Origin of the sequence: Pseudomonas putida S13.1.2 (assembly GCF_000498395.2) — a bacterium.
Taxonomy (GTDB): Bacteria; Pseudomonadota; Gammaproteobacteria; order Pseudomonadales; family Pseudomonadaceae; genus Aquipseudomonas; species Aquipseudomonas putida_Q.
On sequence record NZ_CP010979.1, the window covers coordinates 143,676 to 159,460 of the forward strand.

The window sequence follows — 15,785 nt, forward strand, 5'->3', positions numbered from 1 at the left end:
CGTCAAGGAGAGCCGCCGATGACACCTGAAGTAGCTGTCGACCTGTTCCGTGACGCCCTCTGGCTGACCACCCTGATGGTCGCCGTGCTGGTGGTGCCGAGCCTGCTGGTAGGCCTGGTGGTGGCGATGTTCCAGGCCGCCACGCAGATCAACGAACAAACCCTGAGCTTTCTGCCGCGCCTGCTGGTCATGCTGATTACGCTGATCGTTGCCGGGCCCTGGCTGGTGCAGAAGTTCATGGAGTACATCACCACCCTTTACACCAACATCCCGCAGCTGATCGGTTGACGCGGATATGCTGGAGCTGACCGACACGCAGATCGGCACCTGGGTCGCCACCTTCATCCTGCCGTTGTTCAGGGTGACTGCGGTGCTGATGACCATGCCGATCCTTGGCACCCGCATGCTGCCGGCGCGGGTGCGCCTGTACGTGGCGGTGGCCATTACCGTGGTGATCGTGCCGGCGCTGCCACCGTTGCCCGAATTCGACCCGCTAAGCCTGCGTGGCCTGTTGCTGTGCGCCGAACAGATCATTGTGGGTGCGCTGTTCGGCCTGGCCTTGCAGTTGCTGTTCCAGGCTTTCGTGATTGCCGGGCAGATCGTCGCGGTGCAGATGGGTATGGCCTTCGCCTCGATGGTCGACCCTGCCAACGGCGTGAACGTCACGGTGATCAGCCAGTTCATGACCATGCTGGTGAGCGTGCTGTTCCTGTTGATGAACGGCCACCTGGTGGTGTTCGAAGTGCTGACCGAAAGCTTTACCACCTTGCCGGTGGGCAATGCGCTGGTGGTCAACCAGTTCTGGGAGCTGGCCGGGCGGCTGGGATGGGTCTTTGCGGCCGGCCTGTTGCTGATCCTGCCGGTGATTGCTGCCTTGCTGGTGGTGAACATTGCCTTCGGCGTGATGACCCGCGCCGCGCCGCAGTTGAACATCTTCTCCATTGGCTTTCCGCTGACCCTGGTCATGGGTATGTTCATTTTCTGGGTCGGCCTGGCCGATGTGCTGTCCCACTACCAGGCATTGGCCAGCGAAGCGCTGCAATGGCTGCGTGAACTGGCGAGGGCGCGCTGAGCATGGCAGAAAGCGAGAGCGGTCAGGACAAGACAGAAGACCCCACCGACAAGCGCAAGCGCGATGCCCGCGAGAAAGGCGAGATCGCCCGCTCCAAGGAGCTGAACACGGTGGCGGTGACCCTGGCTGGCGCCGGCGGCCTGCTGGCATTCGGCGGTCATATGGCCGAGACGTTGCTGAGCATCATGCGCATGAACTTCAGCCTGACCCGCGACATCATTGTCGACGAGCGGGCCATGGGCGCCTTCCTGCTGGCCTCGGGCAAGATGGCGATATGGGCGGTGCAGCCGGTGCTGATCCTGCTGTTCGTGATTTCCTTCGTGGCACCTATTGCCCTCAGCGGCTTCCTGTTCTCTGGCAGCTTGCTGCAGCCAAAATTCAGCCGCATGAACCCGTTATCGGGGATCAAGCGCATGTTCTCGATGAATAGCCTGACCGAGCTGCTCAAGGCGCTGGCGAAGTTCTTCGTGATCTTGATAGTGGCGGTGGTGGTGCTGTCCAACGACCGCCAGGCCTTGCTGGCGATTGCCAATGAGCCGATGGAGCAGGCGATCATCCACAGCCTGCAGGTGGTGGGTTGGAGTGCCTTGTGGATGTCGGCCGGGCTGTTGCTGATTGCTGCGGCGGACGTGCCGTTCCAGCTGTACCAGACGCACAAGAAAATGAAGATGACCAAGCAGGAAGTGCGCGACGAGTACAAGGACAGCGAGGGCAAGCCGGAGGTCAAGCAACGCATTCGCCAACTGCAGCGCGAGATGTCGCAGCGGCGCATGATGGCGGCGGTGCCGCAGGCTGATGTGATCATTACCAACCCGACGCACTATGCGGTGGCCCTGCAGTACGACCCGGAGAAGGGCGGGGCGGCGCCGTTGCTGCTGGCCAAGGGTACCGACTTCATGGCCTTGAAGATTCGTGAGATTGGTGTGGAGCACAAGATCCAGATTCTCGAATCGCCGGCGCTGGCGCGGGCGATCTACTACTCCACCGAGCCTGAGCAGGAAATCCCTGCCGGCTTGTACCTGGCTGTGGCGCAGGTGCTGGCCTATGTGTTCCAGATCCGCCAGTACCGCGCCGGCAGGGGCAAGCGGCCAGAGCCGTTGAAAGAAGATTTGCCGATTCCGCCGGACCTGCGCCGCGACAGCTGACCTTGTGTCAGGGCTTTTGGCCTCTTCGCGGGCACGCCCGCTCCCACAGGTAGTTTGGGGCTCTGGACTGCCCGCGAAAGGGTCAGTACAGACAACATAAATCTCCCGCCGAGCAAAGTTGGAAGGCTTCTTGCAAAGCCACGCCCAGGCGCCCCCTGGGCGTCAAAGTTTTGCATCAAGAGGACTCGCGGTGGATCGCACTCAGTTAATCAGCAACGCCCGCAACAACCTGGCCGGCCTCGGCCGGGGCAACCTGGGCGTGCCGCTGCTGCTGCTGGTGATGTTGGCAATGATGATGTTGCCGATACCGCCGTTCCTGCTCGACGTGTTCTTCACCTTCAACATCGCCCTGTCGATCGTGGTGCTGCTGGTCTGTGTGTACGCCCTGCGCCCGCTGGACTTTGCCGCCTTCCCCACCATCCTGCTGGTGGCCACGCTGCTGCGCCTGGCCCTGAACGTGGCGTCCACCCGCGTGGTCATGCTGCATGGCCAGGAGGGCCACGGCGCTGCCGGCAAGGTGATCCAGGCCTTCGGCGAGGTGGTGATCGGCGGCAACTACGTGGTCGGTGGCGTGGTGTTTGCCATCCTCATGATCATCAACTTCGTGGTGGTGACCAAGGGTGCCGGGCGTATTTCGGAGGTGAGCGCGCGTTTCACTCTCGATGCCATGCCCGGCAAGCAGATGGCCATCGACGCCGACCTCAACGCCGGCCTGATCGACCAGGCCCAGGCCAAGCACCGCCGTGCCGAGGTGGCGCAAGAGGCCGAGTTCTACGGCTCGATGGACGGTGCCAGCAAGTTCGTGCGCGGTGACGCCATCGCCGGCCTGCTGATCCTGTTCATCAACCTTATCGGTGGCATGCTGATCGGCATGCTGCAACACGGCATGACCTTCGGCGATGCCGGCAAGGTGTATGCCTTGCTGACCATCGGTGACGGTTTGGTGGCGCAATTGCCATCACTGCTGCTGTCCACCGCCGCCGCGATCATGGTTACCCGCGCCTCGGGCTCCGAGGACATGGGCAAGCTGATCAACCGGCAGATGTTCGATTCGCCCAAGGCCCTGGCGGTGTCCGGCGCGCTGATGATCGTGATGGGGCTGGTGCCGGGCATGCCCCACGTGGCCTTCCTCAGCCTTGGCCTGCTGGCCTGTGGCGGCGCCTACCTGGTGTGGAAGAAGCAGCACAAGGCCAAGCTGGACGCGCAGCAGGAGGCGCAGCGCCAGCAAGACCTGCTGCCCTCGCCGCAGCGCGCGCTTGATACCAAGGAGCTGGGCTGGGACGACGTGACGCCCATCGACATGATCGGCCTGGAAGTCGGCTACCGGCTGATCCCGCTGGTCGATCGCAACCAGGGCGGCCAGTTGCTGGCGCGGATCAAGGGGGTGCGCAAGAAGCTGTCCCAGGACCTGGGTTTCCTCATGCCCACCGTGCACATTCGCGATAACCTCGACCTGCAGCCCAGCGCCTATCGCCTGACCCTGATGGGGGTGATCCTGGCAGAAGCGGAGATTTACCCGGACCGGGAGCTGGCGATCAACCCCGGGCAAGTGTTCGGCACCCTGAACGGGATTGCCGCGCGTGACCCGGCGTTTGGCCTGGAGGCTGTGTGGATCGACGTCGGCCAGCGGTCCCAGGCGCAGTCGCTGGGCTACACCGTGGTCGACGCAAGCACCGTGGTGGCTACCCACCTCAACCAGATCCTGCAGAAGCACTGCCATGAGCTGATTGGCCACGAAGAGGTTCAGCAACTGTTGCAGGTACTGTCCAAGGCATCGCCTAAACTGGCAGAAGAGCTGGTGCCGGGTGTCATTTCCTTGTCGGGCCTGCTCAAGGTGCTGCAAGCGCTGTTGTCGGAACAGGTGCCGGTGCGTGATATTCGCAGTATTGCCGAAGCCATCGCGAACAACGCCGGCAAGAGTCAAGATACCGCCGCGCTGGTGGCGGCGGTGCGCGTCGGATTGTGTCGCGCCATCGTGCAAAGCATTGTCGGCGTTGAGTCGGAGCTGCCAGTGATTACCTTGGAGCCAAGGTTGGAACAGATTTTGCTCAATAGTCTGCAAAGGGCCGGGCAAGGTCAGGAAGATGGTGTTCTTCTGGAGCCGAGCATGGCCGAGAAGCTGCAACGTTCGCTGATCGAAGCGGCCCAGCGCCAGGAAATGCAGGGCCAGCCGGCCATCCTGCTGGTCGCCGGCCCGATCCGCGCCATGCTGTCGCGTTTCGGCCGCCTGGCTGTACCGAATTTGCATGTTCTGGCGTATCAGGAAATACCGGACAACAAGCAAGTCACCATCGTTGCCACCGTGGGCCCTAACGGCTGAGGTAGTGGATAATGCAAGTTAAGCGATTTTTCGCCGCCGATATGCGTCAGGCCATGAAACTGGTCCGTGACGAGCTGGGCGCCGATGCCGCGATCATTGGCAACCGCCGTATTGCCGGTGGTGTCGAACTGACGGCCGCGCTGGACTACAAGCTGTCCGCCCTGGCCCCGCGTGTGCCCAACGCCGAGCTGGAAGAAGAGCTGCGCAAGACCCATACGCGCATCGCCACTGCCCAGGCCGAGCTGGACCACCGCCAGGACAGCAGCGACAACAACCGCCAATTGTTTGCCGGGCAGTCGCTGACGGCCGCCGAGCCGTTGATCGAGCCGCACGTCGATGCCCCTGAGGCTGCCGCTGCCCCTGCTGCGGCGCCGGTCGACCCGCGCCTGTTCGATGCCATGCGCTCCGAGCTGTCGGGCCTGCGCGAGCTGCTGGAAGTGCAGCTCGGTTCGCTGGCCTGGACCCAGCTGCAGGGCAGCAAGCCACAGCAGGCCAACCTCTGGCGCCGCTTGCAGCGCATCGGCCTGTCCGGGCCGATCGCCCGTGAGTTGCTGGACCTGACCACCGAGATCGAAGAGCCTCGCCAGGCTTGGCGCATGCTGCTGGCGCACCTGGCGCGGATGATCGACATTCCTGAAATCGAGCCGATCGAAGAGGGTGGGGTGATTGCCATGGTTGGCCCGGCCGGCATGGGCAAGACCACCACCCTGGCCAAGCTGGCGGCCCGCTACGTGCTCAAGTACGGCGCGCAGAACCTGGCGCTGGTGAGCATGGACAGCTTCCGTATCGGCGCCCAGGAGCAGCTCAAGACCTTGGGCCGCATCCTCAACGTGCCAGTGACCTACGTCGACCCGGGGCAGTCGCTGGCTGCGGCGCTGGAACCGCTGTTGCGCAAGCGCGTCGTGCTGATCGATACCGCCGGCCTGCAGGCCAGCGATCCGGCCCTGCGCATGCAGCTGGAAACCCTGGCCGGGCGTGGCATTGCCGCGAAGAATTACCTGGTGCTGGCCACCACCAGCCAAAAGCAGGTACTGACCGCCGCCTACCACAGCTACAAGCGCTGTGGCCTGGCCGGTTGTATCCTGACCAAGCTGGATGAAACGGCAAGCCTTGGCGATGTGTTGAGCCTTGCCATCAGTCATGAACTGCCCGTGGCCTATCTGACCGATGGCCCGCGCATCCCGGACGACCTGCACCTGCCGCGCGGCCACCAGCTGGTTTCCCGTGCGGTCAATGTGCAGCAGCAGGACGAGCCCAGCGAAGAGGCCATGGCCGACATGTTCGCTGATCTCTATCACAACCCCCGGCGGGCGGGTTGACCATGAAGCGTGTGCAAAGTAGCTATGCCAAGGGGTACGCAGAATTGCCCCACGTGTGGCCTGAGTCCCAGCGAGACAAGGTAAAGAACAGACATGGGTAGCATGCATCCCGTACAGGTGATCGCCGTGACCGGTGGCAAAGGTGGCGTCGGCAAGACTAACGTTTCAGTGAACTTGTCCCTGGCGCTGGCCGAACTCGGCCGCAGGGTCATGCTGCTTGACGCGGACCTGGGCCTGGCCAACGTCGACGTTTTGCTGGGCCTTACCCCCAAACGTACCCTGGCTGATGTCATCGAAGGGCGCTGCGAGCTGCGTGACGTGATGTTGCAAGGCCCTGGCGGCGTGCGCATCGTCCCCGCGGCCTCGGGCACCCAGAGCATGGTGCACCTGGCCCCGGCCCAGCATGCCGGGCTGATCCAGGCGTTCAGTGAAGTGGGTGACAACCTCGACGTACTGGTGATCGACACTGCGGCGGGGATTGGTGAGTCGGTGGTCAGCTTCGTTCGCGCCGCCCAGGAAGTCCTGCTGGTGGTCTGCGACGAGCCCACCTCGATCACCGATGCCTACGCCCTGATCAAACTGCTCAACCGCGACTACGGGATGAATCGTTTCCGCGTGCTGGCCAACATGGCGCAAAGCCCGCAGGAAGGGCGCAACCTGTTCGCCAAGCTGACCAAGGTCACCGACCGCTTCCTCGACGTGGCCCTGCAGTACGTGGGCGCGGTGCCGTACGACGAGTGTGTGCGCAAGGCGGTGCAGAAGCAGCGCGCCGTCTACGAAGCCTTCCCGCGTTCCAAGTGCGCGCTGGCCTTCAAGGCGATTGCCCAGAAGGTTGACAGCTGGCCGCTGCCAGCCAATCCGCGCGGCCACCTGGAATTCTTTGTCGAGCGCCTGGTGCAACCCACCAGCGCGGGACCCGTGCTATGAATGCCAGCGGCTTCAAGATGTACAGCCGGGCAGCGAAAGACGCCCAGTACGAGCTGATCGAACGCTACGCCCCGCTGGTCAAGCGCATTGCCTACCACCTGTTGGCGCGGTTGCCGGCCAACGTGCAGGTCGAGGACCTGATCCAGGCCGGCATGATCGGCCTGCTTGAAGTGGCCAACAAGTATGACGCCAGCAAAGGCGCCAGCTTTGAAACCTATGCCGGCATCCGCATCCGCGGGGCCATGCTGGACGAGGTGCGCAAGGGCGACTGGGCACCGCGTTCGGTGCACCGCAACACCCGCATGGTCAGTGACGCGATGCGTGCCGTTGAAGCCAGAACCGGCCGAGACGCTAAAGATCATGAAGTTGCTGCCGAACTCCAATTGAGTCTCGATGATTACTACGGGATCTTGAACGATACCCTGGGCAGCCGCCTGTTCAGCTTTGACGACCTGTTGCAGGACGGCGAGCACGAAGGGCTGCACGAGGACGGCGCCAGTGGCCATGTCGAACCTGCGCGTGGCCTGGAGGACGAGCGCTTCCAGGCTGCCCTGACCGAGGCCATTGCCAACCTGCCGGAGCGTGAGCGCCTGGTGCTGGCGCTGTACTACGACGAAGAGCTGAACCTCAAGGAAATCGGCGAGGTGCTTGGGGTCAGCGAGTCGCGGGTCAGCCAGCTGCACAGCCAGTGTGCCGCTCGGTTGCGCAGCCGCCTGGGGGAATGGCGGGCACGTTGAGCCCGGTGTCGTTGCAGTCGTTTTCCACGTGCTTTTTCCACGTTGTACCGAATTGAATGAGTGCGTGCCCGGTCGGCCGGGCGCGTTTGAGACTGCTTGGAGGTCTAATTGGACAAGAACATGAAAATCCTCATCGTTGACGACTTTTCGACGATGCGGCGGATCATCAAGAACCTGTTGCGTGACCTGGGCTTCACCAACACCGAAGAAGCCGACGATGGCACCACGGCGCTGCCGATGCTGCAAAGGGGCGCCTACGACTTCCTGGTAACCGACTGGAACATGCCCGGCATGTCCGGCATCGACTTGCTGCGCAAAGTGCGTGCCGACGAGCAACTGAAGCACTTGCCTGTGCTTATGGTGACCGCTGAGGCCAAGCGCGACCAGATCATCGAAGCGGCCCAGGCCGGCGTCAATGGCTATGTCGTCAAGCCGTTCACCGCCCAGGTGCTCAAAGAAAAGATCGAGAAGATCTTCGAACGCGTCAACGGCTGAGTCACGTCAGGGGGCGCGCCATGGATTCATCACAAACGTCATTGGGCGAGTTCGAATCGACCCTGAAGAAACATGCCCAGGAGTTGGTCGAAAGCCTGGAGCGGGGTCGTTTCGGCGAGGCGGTACAGCTGATTCACGAGCTGAACCAGACCCGCGACCGTGGCCTGTATCAGGAAGTCGGCAAGCTCACCCGCGAGTTGCACAGCGCTATCGTCAGTTTCCAGATCGACCCGACCATGCCACAGGCTGAGGAGGTGTCGCAGATTACCGACGCTACCGAGCGCCTGTCTTACGTGGTCAAGCTGACCGAAGGGGCGGCCAACCGCACCATGGACCTGGTCGAAGAAAGCACCCCGGTGCTCAACGACCTGTCCAGCGAAGCCAAGGCCCTGAGTACCGACTGGCAGCGCTTCATGCGCCGCGAGGTGGCTGCGCCAGAGTTCCGCGAGCTGGTCAAACGCGTCGACAGTTTCCTGACGCACAGCGCTGAAGGTAACCGCAAGGTTGCCGGCCATCTCAACGATATTCTGCTGGCTCAGGACTATCAGGACCTGACCGGCCAGGTGATCAAGCGCGTCACCAGCCTGGTGACCGAGGTGGAAAGCAACCTGCTCAAACTGGTGCTGATGGCCAGCCAGGTCGACCGTTTTGCTGGTATCCAGCATGACCACGATCAACTGCGCGCAGAAAAAGATCTAGAAAAACATCCGACTCGGGGTGAAGGTCCGCAGATTCATGCCGATAAGCGTGAAGACGTTGTGTCCGGTCAGGACGATGTCGATGATTTGCTGTCCAGCCTGGGTTTTTAAGGAGCACGTTTGATGAGCTTCGGCGCCGATGAAGAAATCCTCCAGGATTTCCTGGTAGAAGCCGGCGAAATTCTTGAGCAACTGTCCGAGCAACTGGTCGAGCTGGAAAGCCGACCTGACGATGCCGACCTGCTCAATGCGATCTTTCGCGGTTTCCACACTGTAAAAGGGGGCGCCGGCTTCCTTCAGCTGAACGAGCTGGTGGAGTGCTGCCATATTGCCGAGAACGTGTTCGACATCCTGCGCAAAGGTGAGCGCCGGGTCGATGCGGAACTGATGGACGTGGTGCTTGAAGCACTGGATACGGTCAACAGTATGTTTGGCCAGGTACGCGAGCGCGCAGAGGTGACACCGGCCACCCCCGAGCTGCTGGCGGCCCTGTCGCGCCTGGCCGAACCCGGTGGCGCCGAGGTTGCGCAAGCGGCTGCGGCCCCGGCACCGTCAGCCGAGGCGCCTGTTGCGGCCACGGCCCCTGCCGATGACCAGGACATTACCGACAGCGAGTTTGAACAGCTGCTCGATTCGCTCGATGCGGTCAAGGCGCAAGCGGCGGTCGACGAGCAGATGCAGGGCGAGGCTGTCAGTGGCGAAGGTGACGAAATCACTGATGCCGAATTCGAGTCGCTGCTCGACCAGTTGCACGGCAAAGGCCAGTTCAGTGTCGACGTCGTGGTGCAACCGGTCGCCTTGCCTGCAGACGCGGCAAGCGACGAAATTACCGACGAAGAATTCGAATCGTTGCTCGACCAGTTGCATGGCAAGGACACTTTCCAGGCCGACGTCTTGCCTGCTGCCAAAGCGCCGGCGCCGGTCGCGGTTGACCACAGCGCTGCCAGCGACGAAATCAGCGAGCACGAGTTCGAGGCCCTGCTGGACCAGTTGCACGGCAAAGGCAAGTTTGGTGGTGACGTTGCTGCGGCCGAGGCCCCGGCTGTCGCCAAGGCGCAAGCGCCTGCCCAGGCCCAAACCGACAGCCTGCCAGTGGCCAAACCAGCCGCTGCTGCCCCGGCGCCTGCGGCCGCCAGCAAGCCTGCGCCGGCCCCCCGTGCGCCGGCGCCGGCTGTAGAGAAGCATGCTGTCAGCGAAGCGGAAACCACCGTTCGCGTCGACACCGCGCGCCTGGACGAAATCATGAATATGGTCGGCGAACTGGTGCTGGTGCGTAACCGCCTGGTGCGTCTGGGCCTGAACAGCGGCGACGAGGCCATGTCCAAGGCTGTGTCCAACCTCGACGTGGTCACGGCCGACTTGCAGACGGCGGTGATGAAAACCCGCATGCAGCCGATCAAGAAAGTGTTCGGCCGCTTCCCGCGCCTGGTGCGCGACCTTGCCCGCCAGCTGAAGAAAGAGATCAACCTGGAGCTGGTCGGCGAAGAGACTGACCTGGACAAGAACCTGGTCGAGGCCCTGGCCGACCCGTTGGTGCACCTGGTGCGCAACGCCGTCGACCATGGTGTCGAGATGCCCGATGAGCGTGAAGCCTCTGGCAAGGCCCGCACCGGCCGTGTGGTGCTGTCGGCCGAACAGGAAGGTGACCACATCCTGCTGTCGATCTCTGACGACGGCAAGGGCATGGACCCGAACATCCTGCGCGCCAAGGCCGTGGAAAAAGGCCTGATGGACAAAGATGCCGCTGAGCGCCTGAGCGAGTCGGACTGCTACAACCTGATCTTCGCCCCTGGCTTTTCGACCAAGACCGAGATTTCCGATGTGTCTGGCCGTGGCGTGGGCATGGACGTGGTGAAAACCAAGATTTCCCAGCTCAACGGTTCGATCAACATCTACTCGGCCAAGGGCCAGGGCTCGAAGATCGTCATCAAGGTACCGCTGACCTTGGCGATCATGCCCACCCTGATGGTGATGCTGGGCAACCAGGCGTTTGCCTTCCCGCTGGTCAACGTCAACGAGATCTTCCACCTCGACCTGTCGCGCACCAACGTGGTCGACGGCCAGGAAGTGGTGATCGTGCGCGACAAGGCGCTGCCGCTGTTCTACCTCAAGCGCTGGCTGGTACAGGGCCAGGTGCACGAAGAGCAGCACGAGGGCCACGTGGTGATCCTGTCGGTCGGCACGCAGCGCATCGGCTTTGTCGTCGATCAACTGGTTGGCCAGGAAGAAGTGGTAATCAAGCCGCTGGGCAAGATGTTGCAGGGCACCCCGGGCATGTCCGGGGCCACCATCACCGGTGACGGTCGCATCGCGTTGATTCTCGACGTCCCGAGCATGCTCAAGCGTTACGCCGCGCGGCGTATTTGATTTCGGTGGCGCACCCTGGCGGGTGGCGCCGCCTAATGGAGTGTTTATGGCAGTCAAGGTCCTGGTGGTGGATGATTCCGGTTTCTTCCGCCGCCGCGTCTCGGAAATCCTCTCGGCGGATCCGACGATCCAGGTAGTGGGTACCGCGACCAATGGCAAGGAAGCAATCGACCAGGCGCTGGCGCTCAAGCCTGATGTCATCACCATGGACTACGAAATGCCCATGATGGACGGCATCACCGCAGTGCGGCACATCATGCAGCGCTGCCCGACGCCGGTGTTGATGTTCTCCTCGCTGACCCACGAAGGGGCGCGCGTCACCCTCGACGCGCTGGATGCTGGCGCGGTGGATTACCTGCCGAAAAACTTCGAGGACATTTCGCGCAACCCCGAGAAGGTCAAGCAGATGCTGTGCGAGAAGGTGCATACCATTTCGCGCAGCAACCGTCGCCTTGGCAGCTATGCCAGGCCGGCACCGGTCGCCGCGCCTGCGCCGGCCAGCAGCCCTGCGCCCGCCAGCAGTTTCGCCAACCCGGCGCCGGCCCGCCCTGCGGCGCCTGCCCGTGCAGCGGCCCCGGCGGCGCACGCGCCAGCCCCCAAGCGCAAACCCTACAAGCTGGTGGCCATCGGCACCTCGACGGGCGGCCCGGTGGCCCTGCAGCGGGTATTGACCCAGCTGCCGGCCAACTTCCCGGCGCCGATCGTGTTGATCCAGCACATGCCGGCGGCGTTTACCAAGGCCTTTGCCGAACGCCTGGACAAGCTGTGCCGCATCAGCGTGAAGGAGGCCGAGGACGGCGACGTGCTGCGCCCAGGGCTGGCCCTGCTGGCCCCCGGCGGCAAACAGATGATGATCGACGGCCGTGGCACGGTGAAGATCCTGCCCGGTGACGAGCGCCTGAACTACAAGCCTTGCGTGGACATCACCTTCGGTTCGGCCGCGAAGTCGTACGGCGACAAGGTGCTGTCGGTGGTGCTCACCGGCATGGGCGCCGATGGCCGCGAAGGCGCGCGCCTGCTCAAGCAGGGCGGCAGTACCGTGTGGGCGCAGGATGAAGCCAGCTGCGTGATCTATGGCATGCCCATGGCCATCGTCAAAGCCAACCTGGCCGATGCGGTATACAGCCTGGACGAAATCGGCAAGCACCTGGTGGAGGCCTGCGTCTGATGGACGTGCTCAGCCTGATCGGCCTGATTCTCGCCTTTGTCGCCATCGTCGGTGGCAACTTCCTGGAGGGGGGGCATGCCGGTGCCCTGGTCAACGGCCCGGCAGCGCTGATCGTGTTGGGTGGCACCCTGGCGGCAGCCTTGTTGCAGTCGCCGCTGTCCTCCTTCAAGCGCGCCTTGCAGATTTTGCGCTGGATCCTGTTTCCGCCGCGGGTCGACCTGGCGGGTGGCATAGACCGCGTGGTGAACTGGAGCCTGACCGCACGCAAGGAAGGCCTGCTGGGCCTGGAAGGCGTGGCCGATGCCGAGCCCGACCCGTATGCGCGCAAGGGCCTGCAGCTGCTGGTGGACGGCGCCGAGCCAGAAGCCATCCGCAGTATCCTTGAAGTCGATTTTCTGACCCAGGAAAGCCGTGACATCCAGGCTGCCAAGGTGTTCGAGAGCATGGGCGGCTACGCGCCGACCATCGGCATCATCGGTGCGGTGATGGGCCTGATCCACGTGATGGGCAACCTGGCCGACCCGTCGCAGTTGGGCAATGGCATTGCTGTGGCCTTTGTCGCCACCATTTACGGCGTGGCCAGCGCCAACCTGATCCTGCTGCCGATCGCCAACAAGCTCAAGGCCAACGTCATGCGCCAGTCGCGCTACCGCGAGATGCTGCTCGAAGGCTTGTTGTCGATTGCCGAGGGTGAAAACCCGCGCTCGATCGAGTTGAAGCTGCAAGGCTTCATGGAGTAACCCATGCGTCGCCGTCGTCACACCGAGGAACACGAAAACCACGAACGCTGGCTGGTGTCGTACGCCGACTTCATCACCTTGCTGTTCGCCTTTTTTGTGGTGATGTACTCGATTTCCTCGATCAACGAGGGCAAGTACAAGGTCATTTCCCAGGCCTTGCTGGGGGTGTTCAACGACCCTGAGCGCAGCATGAAACCGATCCCCATCGGCGATGAGCAGCCGTTGAGCGTGCGCCCGGCAGAGCCGCTGGTCAAAGACAGCGAGCAGACCGAGGCGGGCCTGGCGGCGACCAATGTGGACCCGTTGAAAACCATCAGCGATGACGTGCGCGATGCCTTTGGCGACCTGATCAACAGCAACCAGATGACCGTGCGCGGCAACGAGTTGTGGATCGAGATCGAGCTGAATTCATCGCTGCTGTTCGGCAGTGGCGATGCCATGCCCAGCGACAAGGCGTTTGCCATCATCGAGAAGGTGGCCAATATCATCAAGCCGTTCGCCAACCCGGTGCATGTCGAAGGCTTCACCGACAACCTGCCAATCCGCACAGCGCAGTACCCGACCAACTGGGAGCTGTCGTCGGCGCGGGCGGCGAGCATCGTACGCCTGCTGGCCATGGAAGGGGTCAACCCGGCGCGCATGGCCTCGGTGGGTTATGGCGAGTACCAGCCGGTGGCCGGCAATGACACCGCCGACGGTCGCGCGCGTAATCGCCGGGTGGTGCTGGTCATTTCCCGTAACCTGGAAGTGCGCCGCAGCCTGACCGGCTCGGGCAGTGCCCATGCCACGCCCGATGCCGCATTGCGCCGGGCTGGCACACAAAGTGCACCGCCAACGCCAGCAACGGTGGCGGGGCAGTGATCCGTCAATTCCCCGTCGCTGCATTGTATTGAAAAGTGGCTCCGTCCCCTGTGGGAGCGGGCATGCCCGCGAAGTAGGCGACGCGGTGGATGGCACCGGCTGCGCCGGTGTTCGCGGCGGTTCGACGCTTCGATGAGCCCGCTCCCACAGGGATCGTGCCGGCTCTTGGATAGTAGTTTCTACAGTGTCCCTGCCAAATCAATAGATAGAGTTTGCTTGATGAGAGTCTGGGCAGTAGCCAATCAAAAAGGTGGCGTCGGCAAGACCACCACAACCATCGCCCTGGCGGGCCTGCTGGCTGAGGCAGGCAAGCGCGTGGTCGTCGTCGACCTCGATCCGCACGGTTCGATGACCAGCTATTTCGGGCACAACCCCGATGCCCTGGAGCACAGCTGCTACGACCTGTTCCTGCACAAGGGCGTAGTGCCCGACGGCCTGCCCGGGCAGTTGCTGCTACCGACCAGCGACGAACGCATTTCGCTGTTGCCGTCGAGCACCGCACTGGCCGTGCTGGAGCGCCAGTCGCCGGGGCAGAATGGCCTGGGCCTGGTGATCGCCAAGAGTCTGGCGCAGCTGTGGCAGGATTTCGACTATGCCGTGATCGACAGCCCACCCTTGCTGGGCGTGTTGATGGTCAATGCCCTGGCCGCCAGCCAGCAGCTGGTGATCCCGGTGCAGACCGAGTTTTTGGCGGTAAAGGGCCTGGAACGCATGGTGGGCACCCTTGCCATGATCAACCGCTCGCGCAAGCAGGCGCTGCCGTACCAGATCGTGCCAACGCTGTTCGACCGCCGTACCCAGGCCTCCCTGGGCACACTCAAGCTGCTGCGTGATACCTACGGCCAACAGGTGTGGCAGGGCTATATTCCGGTGGATACGCGCCTGCGCGATGCCAGCCGCAAGGGCGTCACGCCTTCGCAGTTCGACAGCAAGAGCCGCGGGTTGATTGCTTACCGGGCGCTGCTCAAGCACCTGCTGACCTACAAGACTGCAGGGCAGGTGGCCTGATGACCCAGACCCGACACACCAGCACCCGGCCACAGATGGCCCTGCAGTCGTACCTCGACGGCCTGCTGCAGGAGGCCACCGAAGCCGAAGACCTGTTGGAACCGCCAGCCGCGCCGGACGAGTTCGCCGAGGCGGTGCGCGAGGAACAGGCACGCGATGCCCGTCAGCCGGCCCGACCGGTGCCCGCCGAAGCCCCTGCCAGCCTTGCCCCACGGCCGTTCGCCGAACCTAGGCTGGCGGTGTTGCCCAGCGTGATGCCGGTAGAAGCGCCGGTGGTGACGGTGGTCGAGCAGGAGGTGATCGCCGAGGCCGCCATCCCGGTGCTGGTCGAAGAACAAACCGTGGAACCGGCAATGCCGCTGGTCGATGTGCACCTGCCGGCGCCCAACCTGCCGGTGCCGCCGGCCACCGTCGACGGCCGCCCGGTGTGGGCGGCCGAGCCGTTCGAATGCCTGTTGTTCGACGTCGCCGGCCTCACCCTGGCGGTGCCGTTGGTGTGCCTGGGGTCGATCTACAACCTGGCCGGTCAGGAGCTGACGCCGCTGTTCGGCCAGCCTGACTGGTTCCTCGGCATCCTGACCTGCCAGGCCGGCAACCTGAAGGTGCTGGACACCGCCCGTTGGGTAATGCCCGACCGTTACCGCGACGACTTTCGTCAAGGCCTGAATTACGTGATTTCCGTGCAGGGCTACGAATGGGGGTTGGCCGTGCACCAGGTCAGCCGCTCGCTGCGCCTGGACCCGTCCGAGATCAAGTGGCGTAGCCAGCGTGGCCAGCGGCCTTGGCTGGCCGGCACGGTGATTGAACATATGTGTGCACTGCTCGACGTCGCGGCACTGGCCGAGCTGATCGCCAGCGGCGCGGTCAAGCAGATGCACGCCAAACAGAAATGACACCGAATACACCGCCAATGGCGGATTTTGAGGGT

General features: G+C 63.3%; 15 protein-coding genes. All 15 read left to right on the top strand.

Annotated elements, in window-relative coordinates; genetic code table 11:
• Nucleotides 1-18: 18 nt before the first annotated feature.
• The 15 genes from fliQ to N805_RS00755 all read left to right on the top strand — a co-directional run bounded on the left by fliQ (nucleotide 19) and on the right by N805_RS00755 (nucleotide 15,750).
• The gene (fliQ, locus tag N805_RS00685) at nucleotides 19-288 is read left to right on the top strand and encodes a flagellar biosynthesis protein FliQ (protein ID WP_012273497.1); all 270 of its coding nucleotides are present in this window, start codon (nucleotides 19-21) and stop codon (nucleotides 286-288) included.
• Between the two features lie 7 nt (nucleotides 289-295).
• Nucleotides 296-1,072 carry a flagellar biosynthetic protein FliR gene (gene fliR / locus N805_RS00690; protein WP_019472904.1) on the top strand — a complete coding sequence of 259 codons (777 nt, stop codon included), beginning with the start codon at nucleotides 296-298 and terminating at the stop codon, nucleotides 1,070-1,072.
• A gap of 2 nt (nucleotides 1,073-1,074) precedes the next feature.
• A complete protein-coding gene (flhB, locus tag N805_RS00695; RefSeq protein ID WP_019472905.1) occupies nucleotides 1,075-2,217 on the top strand; it encodes a flagellar biosynthesis protein FlhB in 1,143 nt (380 codons plus the stop codon).
• 190 nt (nucleotides 2,218-2,407) lie between these two features.
• Nucleotides 2,408-4,537 (top strand): flagellar biosynthesis protein FlhA, encoded by a 2,130-nt coding sequence (gene flhA / locus N805_RS00700; protein ID WP_019472906.1) that lies wholly within the window; start codon nucleotides 2,408-2,410, stop codon nucleotides 4,535-4,537.
• A gap of 11 nt (nucleotides 4,538-4,548) precedes the next feature.
• Nucleotides 4,549-5,856 (top strand): flagellar biosynthesis protein FlhF, encoded by a 1,308-nt coding sequence (flhF, locus tag N805_RS00705; RefSeq protein ID WP_019472907.1) that lies wholly within the window; start codon nucleotides 4,549-4,551, stop codon nucleotides 5,854-5,856.
• A gap of 93 nt (nucleotides 5,857-5,949) precedes the next feature.
• A complete protein-coding gene (fleN, locus tag N805_RS00710; protein ID WP_016488415.1) occupies nucleotides 5,950-6,783 on the top strand; it encodes a flagellar synthesis regulator FleN in 834 nt (277 codons plus the stop codon).
• Nucleotides 6,780-7,520, top strand: a complete 741-nt coding sequence (gene fliA, locus N805_RS00715; protein ID WP_019472908.1) for an RNA polymerase sigma factor FliA — start codon at nucleotides 6,780-6,782, stop codon at nucleotides 7,518-7,520. The genes fleN and fliA overlap by 4 nt, the downstream gene beginning before the upstream one ends.
• Before the next feature lie 120 nt (nucleotides 7,521-7,640).
• Entirely contained in the window at nucleotides 7,641-8,015 is a 375-nt protein-coding gene (locus tag N805_RS00720; RefSeq protein WP_165931641.1) for a chemotaxis response regulator CheY, read from the top strand.
• A 20-nt stretch (nucleotides 8,016-8,035) separates the two neighbouring features.
• Nucleotides 8,036-8,824, top strand: a complete 789-nt coding sequence (locus N805_RS00725) for a protein phosphatase CheZ (RefSeq protein ID WP_019472910.1) — start codon at nucleotides 8,036-8,038, stop codon at nucleotides 8,822-8,824.
• A gap of 12 nt (nucleotides 8,825-8,836) precedes the next feature.
• Nucleotides 8,837-11,080 (top strand): chemotaxis protein CheA, encoded by a 2,244-nt coding sequence (locus tag N805_RS00730; protein ID WP_028613392.1) that lies wholly within the window; start codon nucleotides 8,837-8,839, stop codon nucleotides 11,078-11,080.
• Nucleotides 11,081-11,126: 46 nt separating this feature from the next.
• Complete coding sequence (locus N805_RS00735) at nucleotides 11,127-12,248, top strand: protein-glutamate methylesterase/protein-glutamine glutaminase (RefSeq protein WP_028613391.1); 1,122 nt, start codon at nucleotides 11,127-11,129, stop codon at nucleotides 12,246-12,248.
• Nucleotides 12,248-12,988, top strand: coding sequence for a flagellar motor protein (locus N805_RS00740; RefSeq protein ID WP_016488409.1), 741 nt, complete (start codon nucleotides 12,248-12,250; stop codon nucleotides 12,986-12,988). Before N805_RS00735 ends, N805_RS00740 begins: the two co-directional genes overlap by 1 nt.
• A 3-nt stretch (nucleotides 12,989-12,991) precedes the next feature.
• A complete protein-coding gene (gene motD, locus N805_RS00745; RefSeq protein WP_019473462.1) occupies nucleotides 12,992-13,849 on the top strand; it encodes a flagellar motor protein MotD in 858 nt (285 codons plus the stop codon).
• 219 nt (nucleotides 13,850-14,068) lie between these two features.
• Nucleotides 14,069-14,857 carry a ParA family protein gene (locus N805_RS00750; protein WP_019473463.1) on the top strand — a complete coding sequence of 263 codons (789 nt, stop codon included), beginning with the start codon at nucleotides 14,069-14,071 and terminating at the stop codon, nucleotides 14,855-14,857.
• Entirely contained in the window at nucleotides 14,857-15,750 is an 894-nt protein-coding gene (locus N805_RS00755) for a CheW domain-containing protein (RefSeq protein ID WP_019473464.1), read from the top strand. Before N805_RS00750 ends, N805_RS00755 begins: the two co-directional genes overlap by 1 nt.
• Nucleotides 15,751-15,785 lie beyond the last annotated feature (35 nt).

Coding starts and splice junctions, on each gene's coding strand:
- fliQ (WP_012273497.1), top strand. CDS start 19: ATGACACCTGAAGTAGCTGTCGACCTGTTCCGTGACGCCCTCTGGCTG.
- fliR (WP_019472904.1), top strand. CDS start 296: ATGCTGGAGCTGACCGACACGCAGATCGGCACCTGGGTCGCCACCTTC.
- flhB (WP_019472905.1), top strand. CDS start 1,075: ATGGCAGAAAGCGAGAGCGGTCAGGACAAGACAGAAGACCCCACCGAC.
- flhF (WP_019472907.1), top strand. CDS start 4,549: ATGCAAGTTAAGCGATTTTTCGCCGCCGATATGCGTCAGGCCATGAAA.
- fleN (WP_016488415.1), top strand. CDS start 5,950: ATGGGTAGCATGCATCCCGTACAGGTGATCGCCGTGACCGGTGGCAAA.
- fliA (WP_019472908.1), top strand. CDS start 6,780: ATGAATGCCAGCGGCTTCAAGATGTACAGCCGGGCAGCGAAAGACGCC.
- N805_RS00720 (WP_165931641.1), top strand. CDS start 7,641: ATGAAAATCCTCATCGTTGACGACTTTTCGACGATGCGGCGGATCATC.
- N805_RS00725 (WP_019472910.1), top strand. CDS start 8,036: ATGGATTCATCACAAACGTCATTGGGCGAGTTCGAATCGACCCTGAAG.
- N805_RS00730 (WP_028613392.1), top strand. CDS start 8,837: ATGAGCTTCGGCGCCGATGAAGAAATCCTCCAGGATTTCCTGGTAGAA.
- N805_RS00735 (WP_028613391.1), top strand. CDS start 11,127: ATGGCAGTCAAGGTCCTGGTGGTGGATGATTCCGGTTTCTTCCGCCGC.
- N805_RS00740 (WP_016488409.1), top strand. CDS start 12,248: ATGGACGTGCTCAGCCTGATCGGCCTGATTCTCGCCTTTGTCGCCATC.
- motD (WP_019473462.1), top strand. CDS start 12,992: ATGCGTCGCCGTCGTCACACCGAGGAACACGAAAACCACGAACGCTGG.
- N805_RS00750 (WP_019473463.1), top strand. CDS start 14,069: ATGAGAGTCTGGGCAGTAGCCAATCAAAAAGGTGGCGTCGGCAAGACC.
- N805_RS00755 (WP_019473464.1), top strand. CDS start 14,857: ATGACCCAGACCCGACACACCAGCACCCGGCCACAGATGGCCCTGCAG.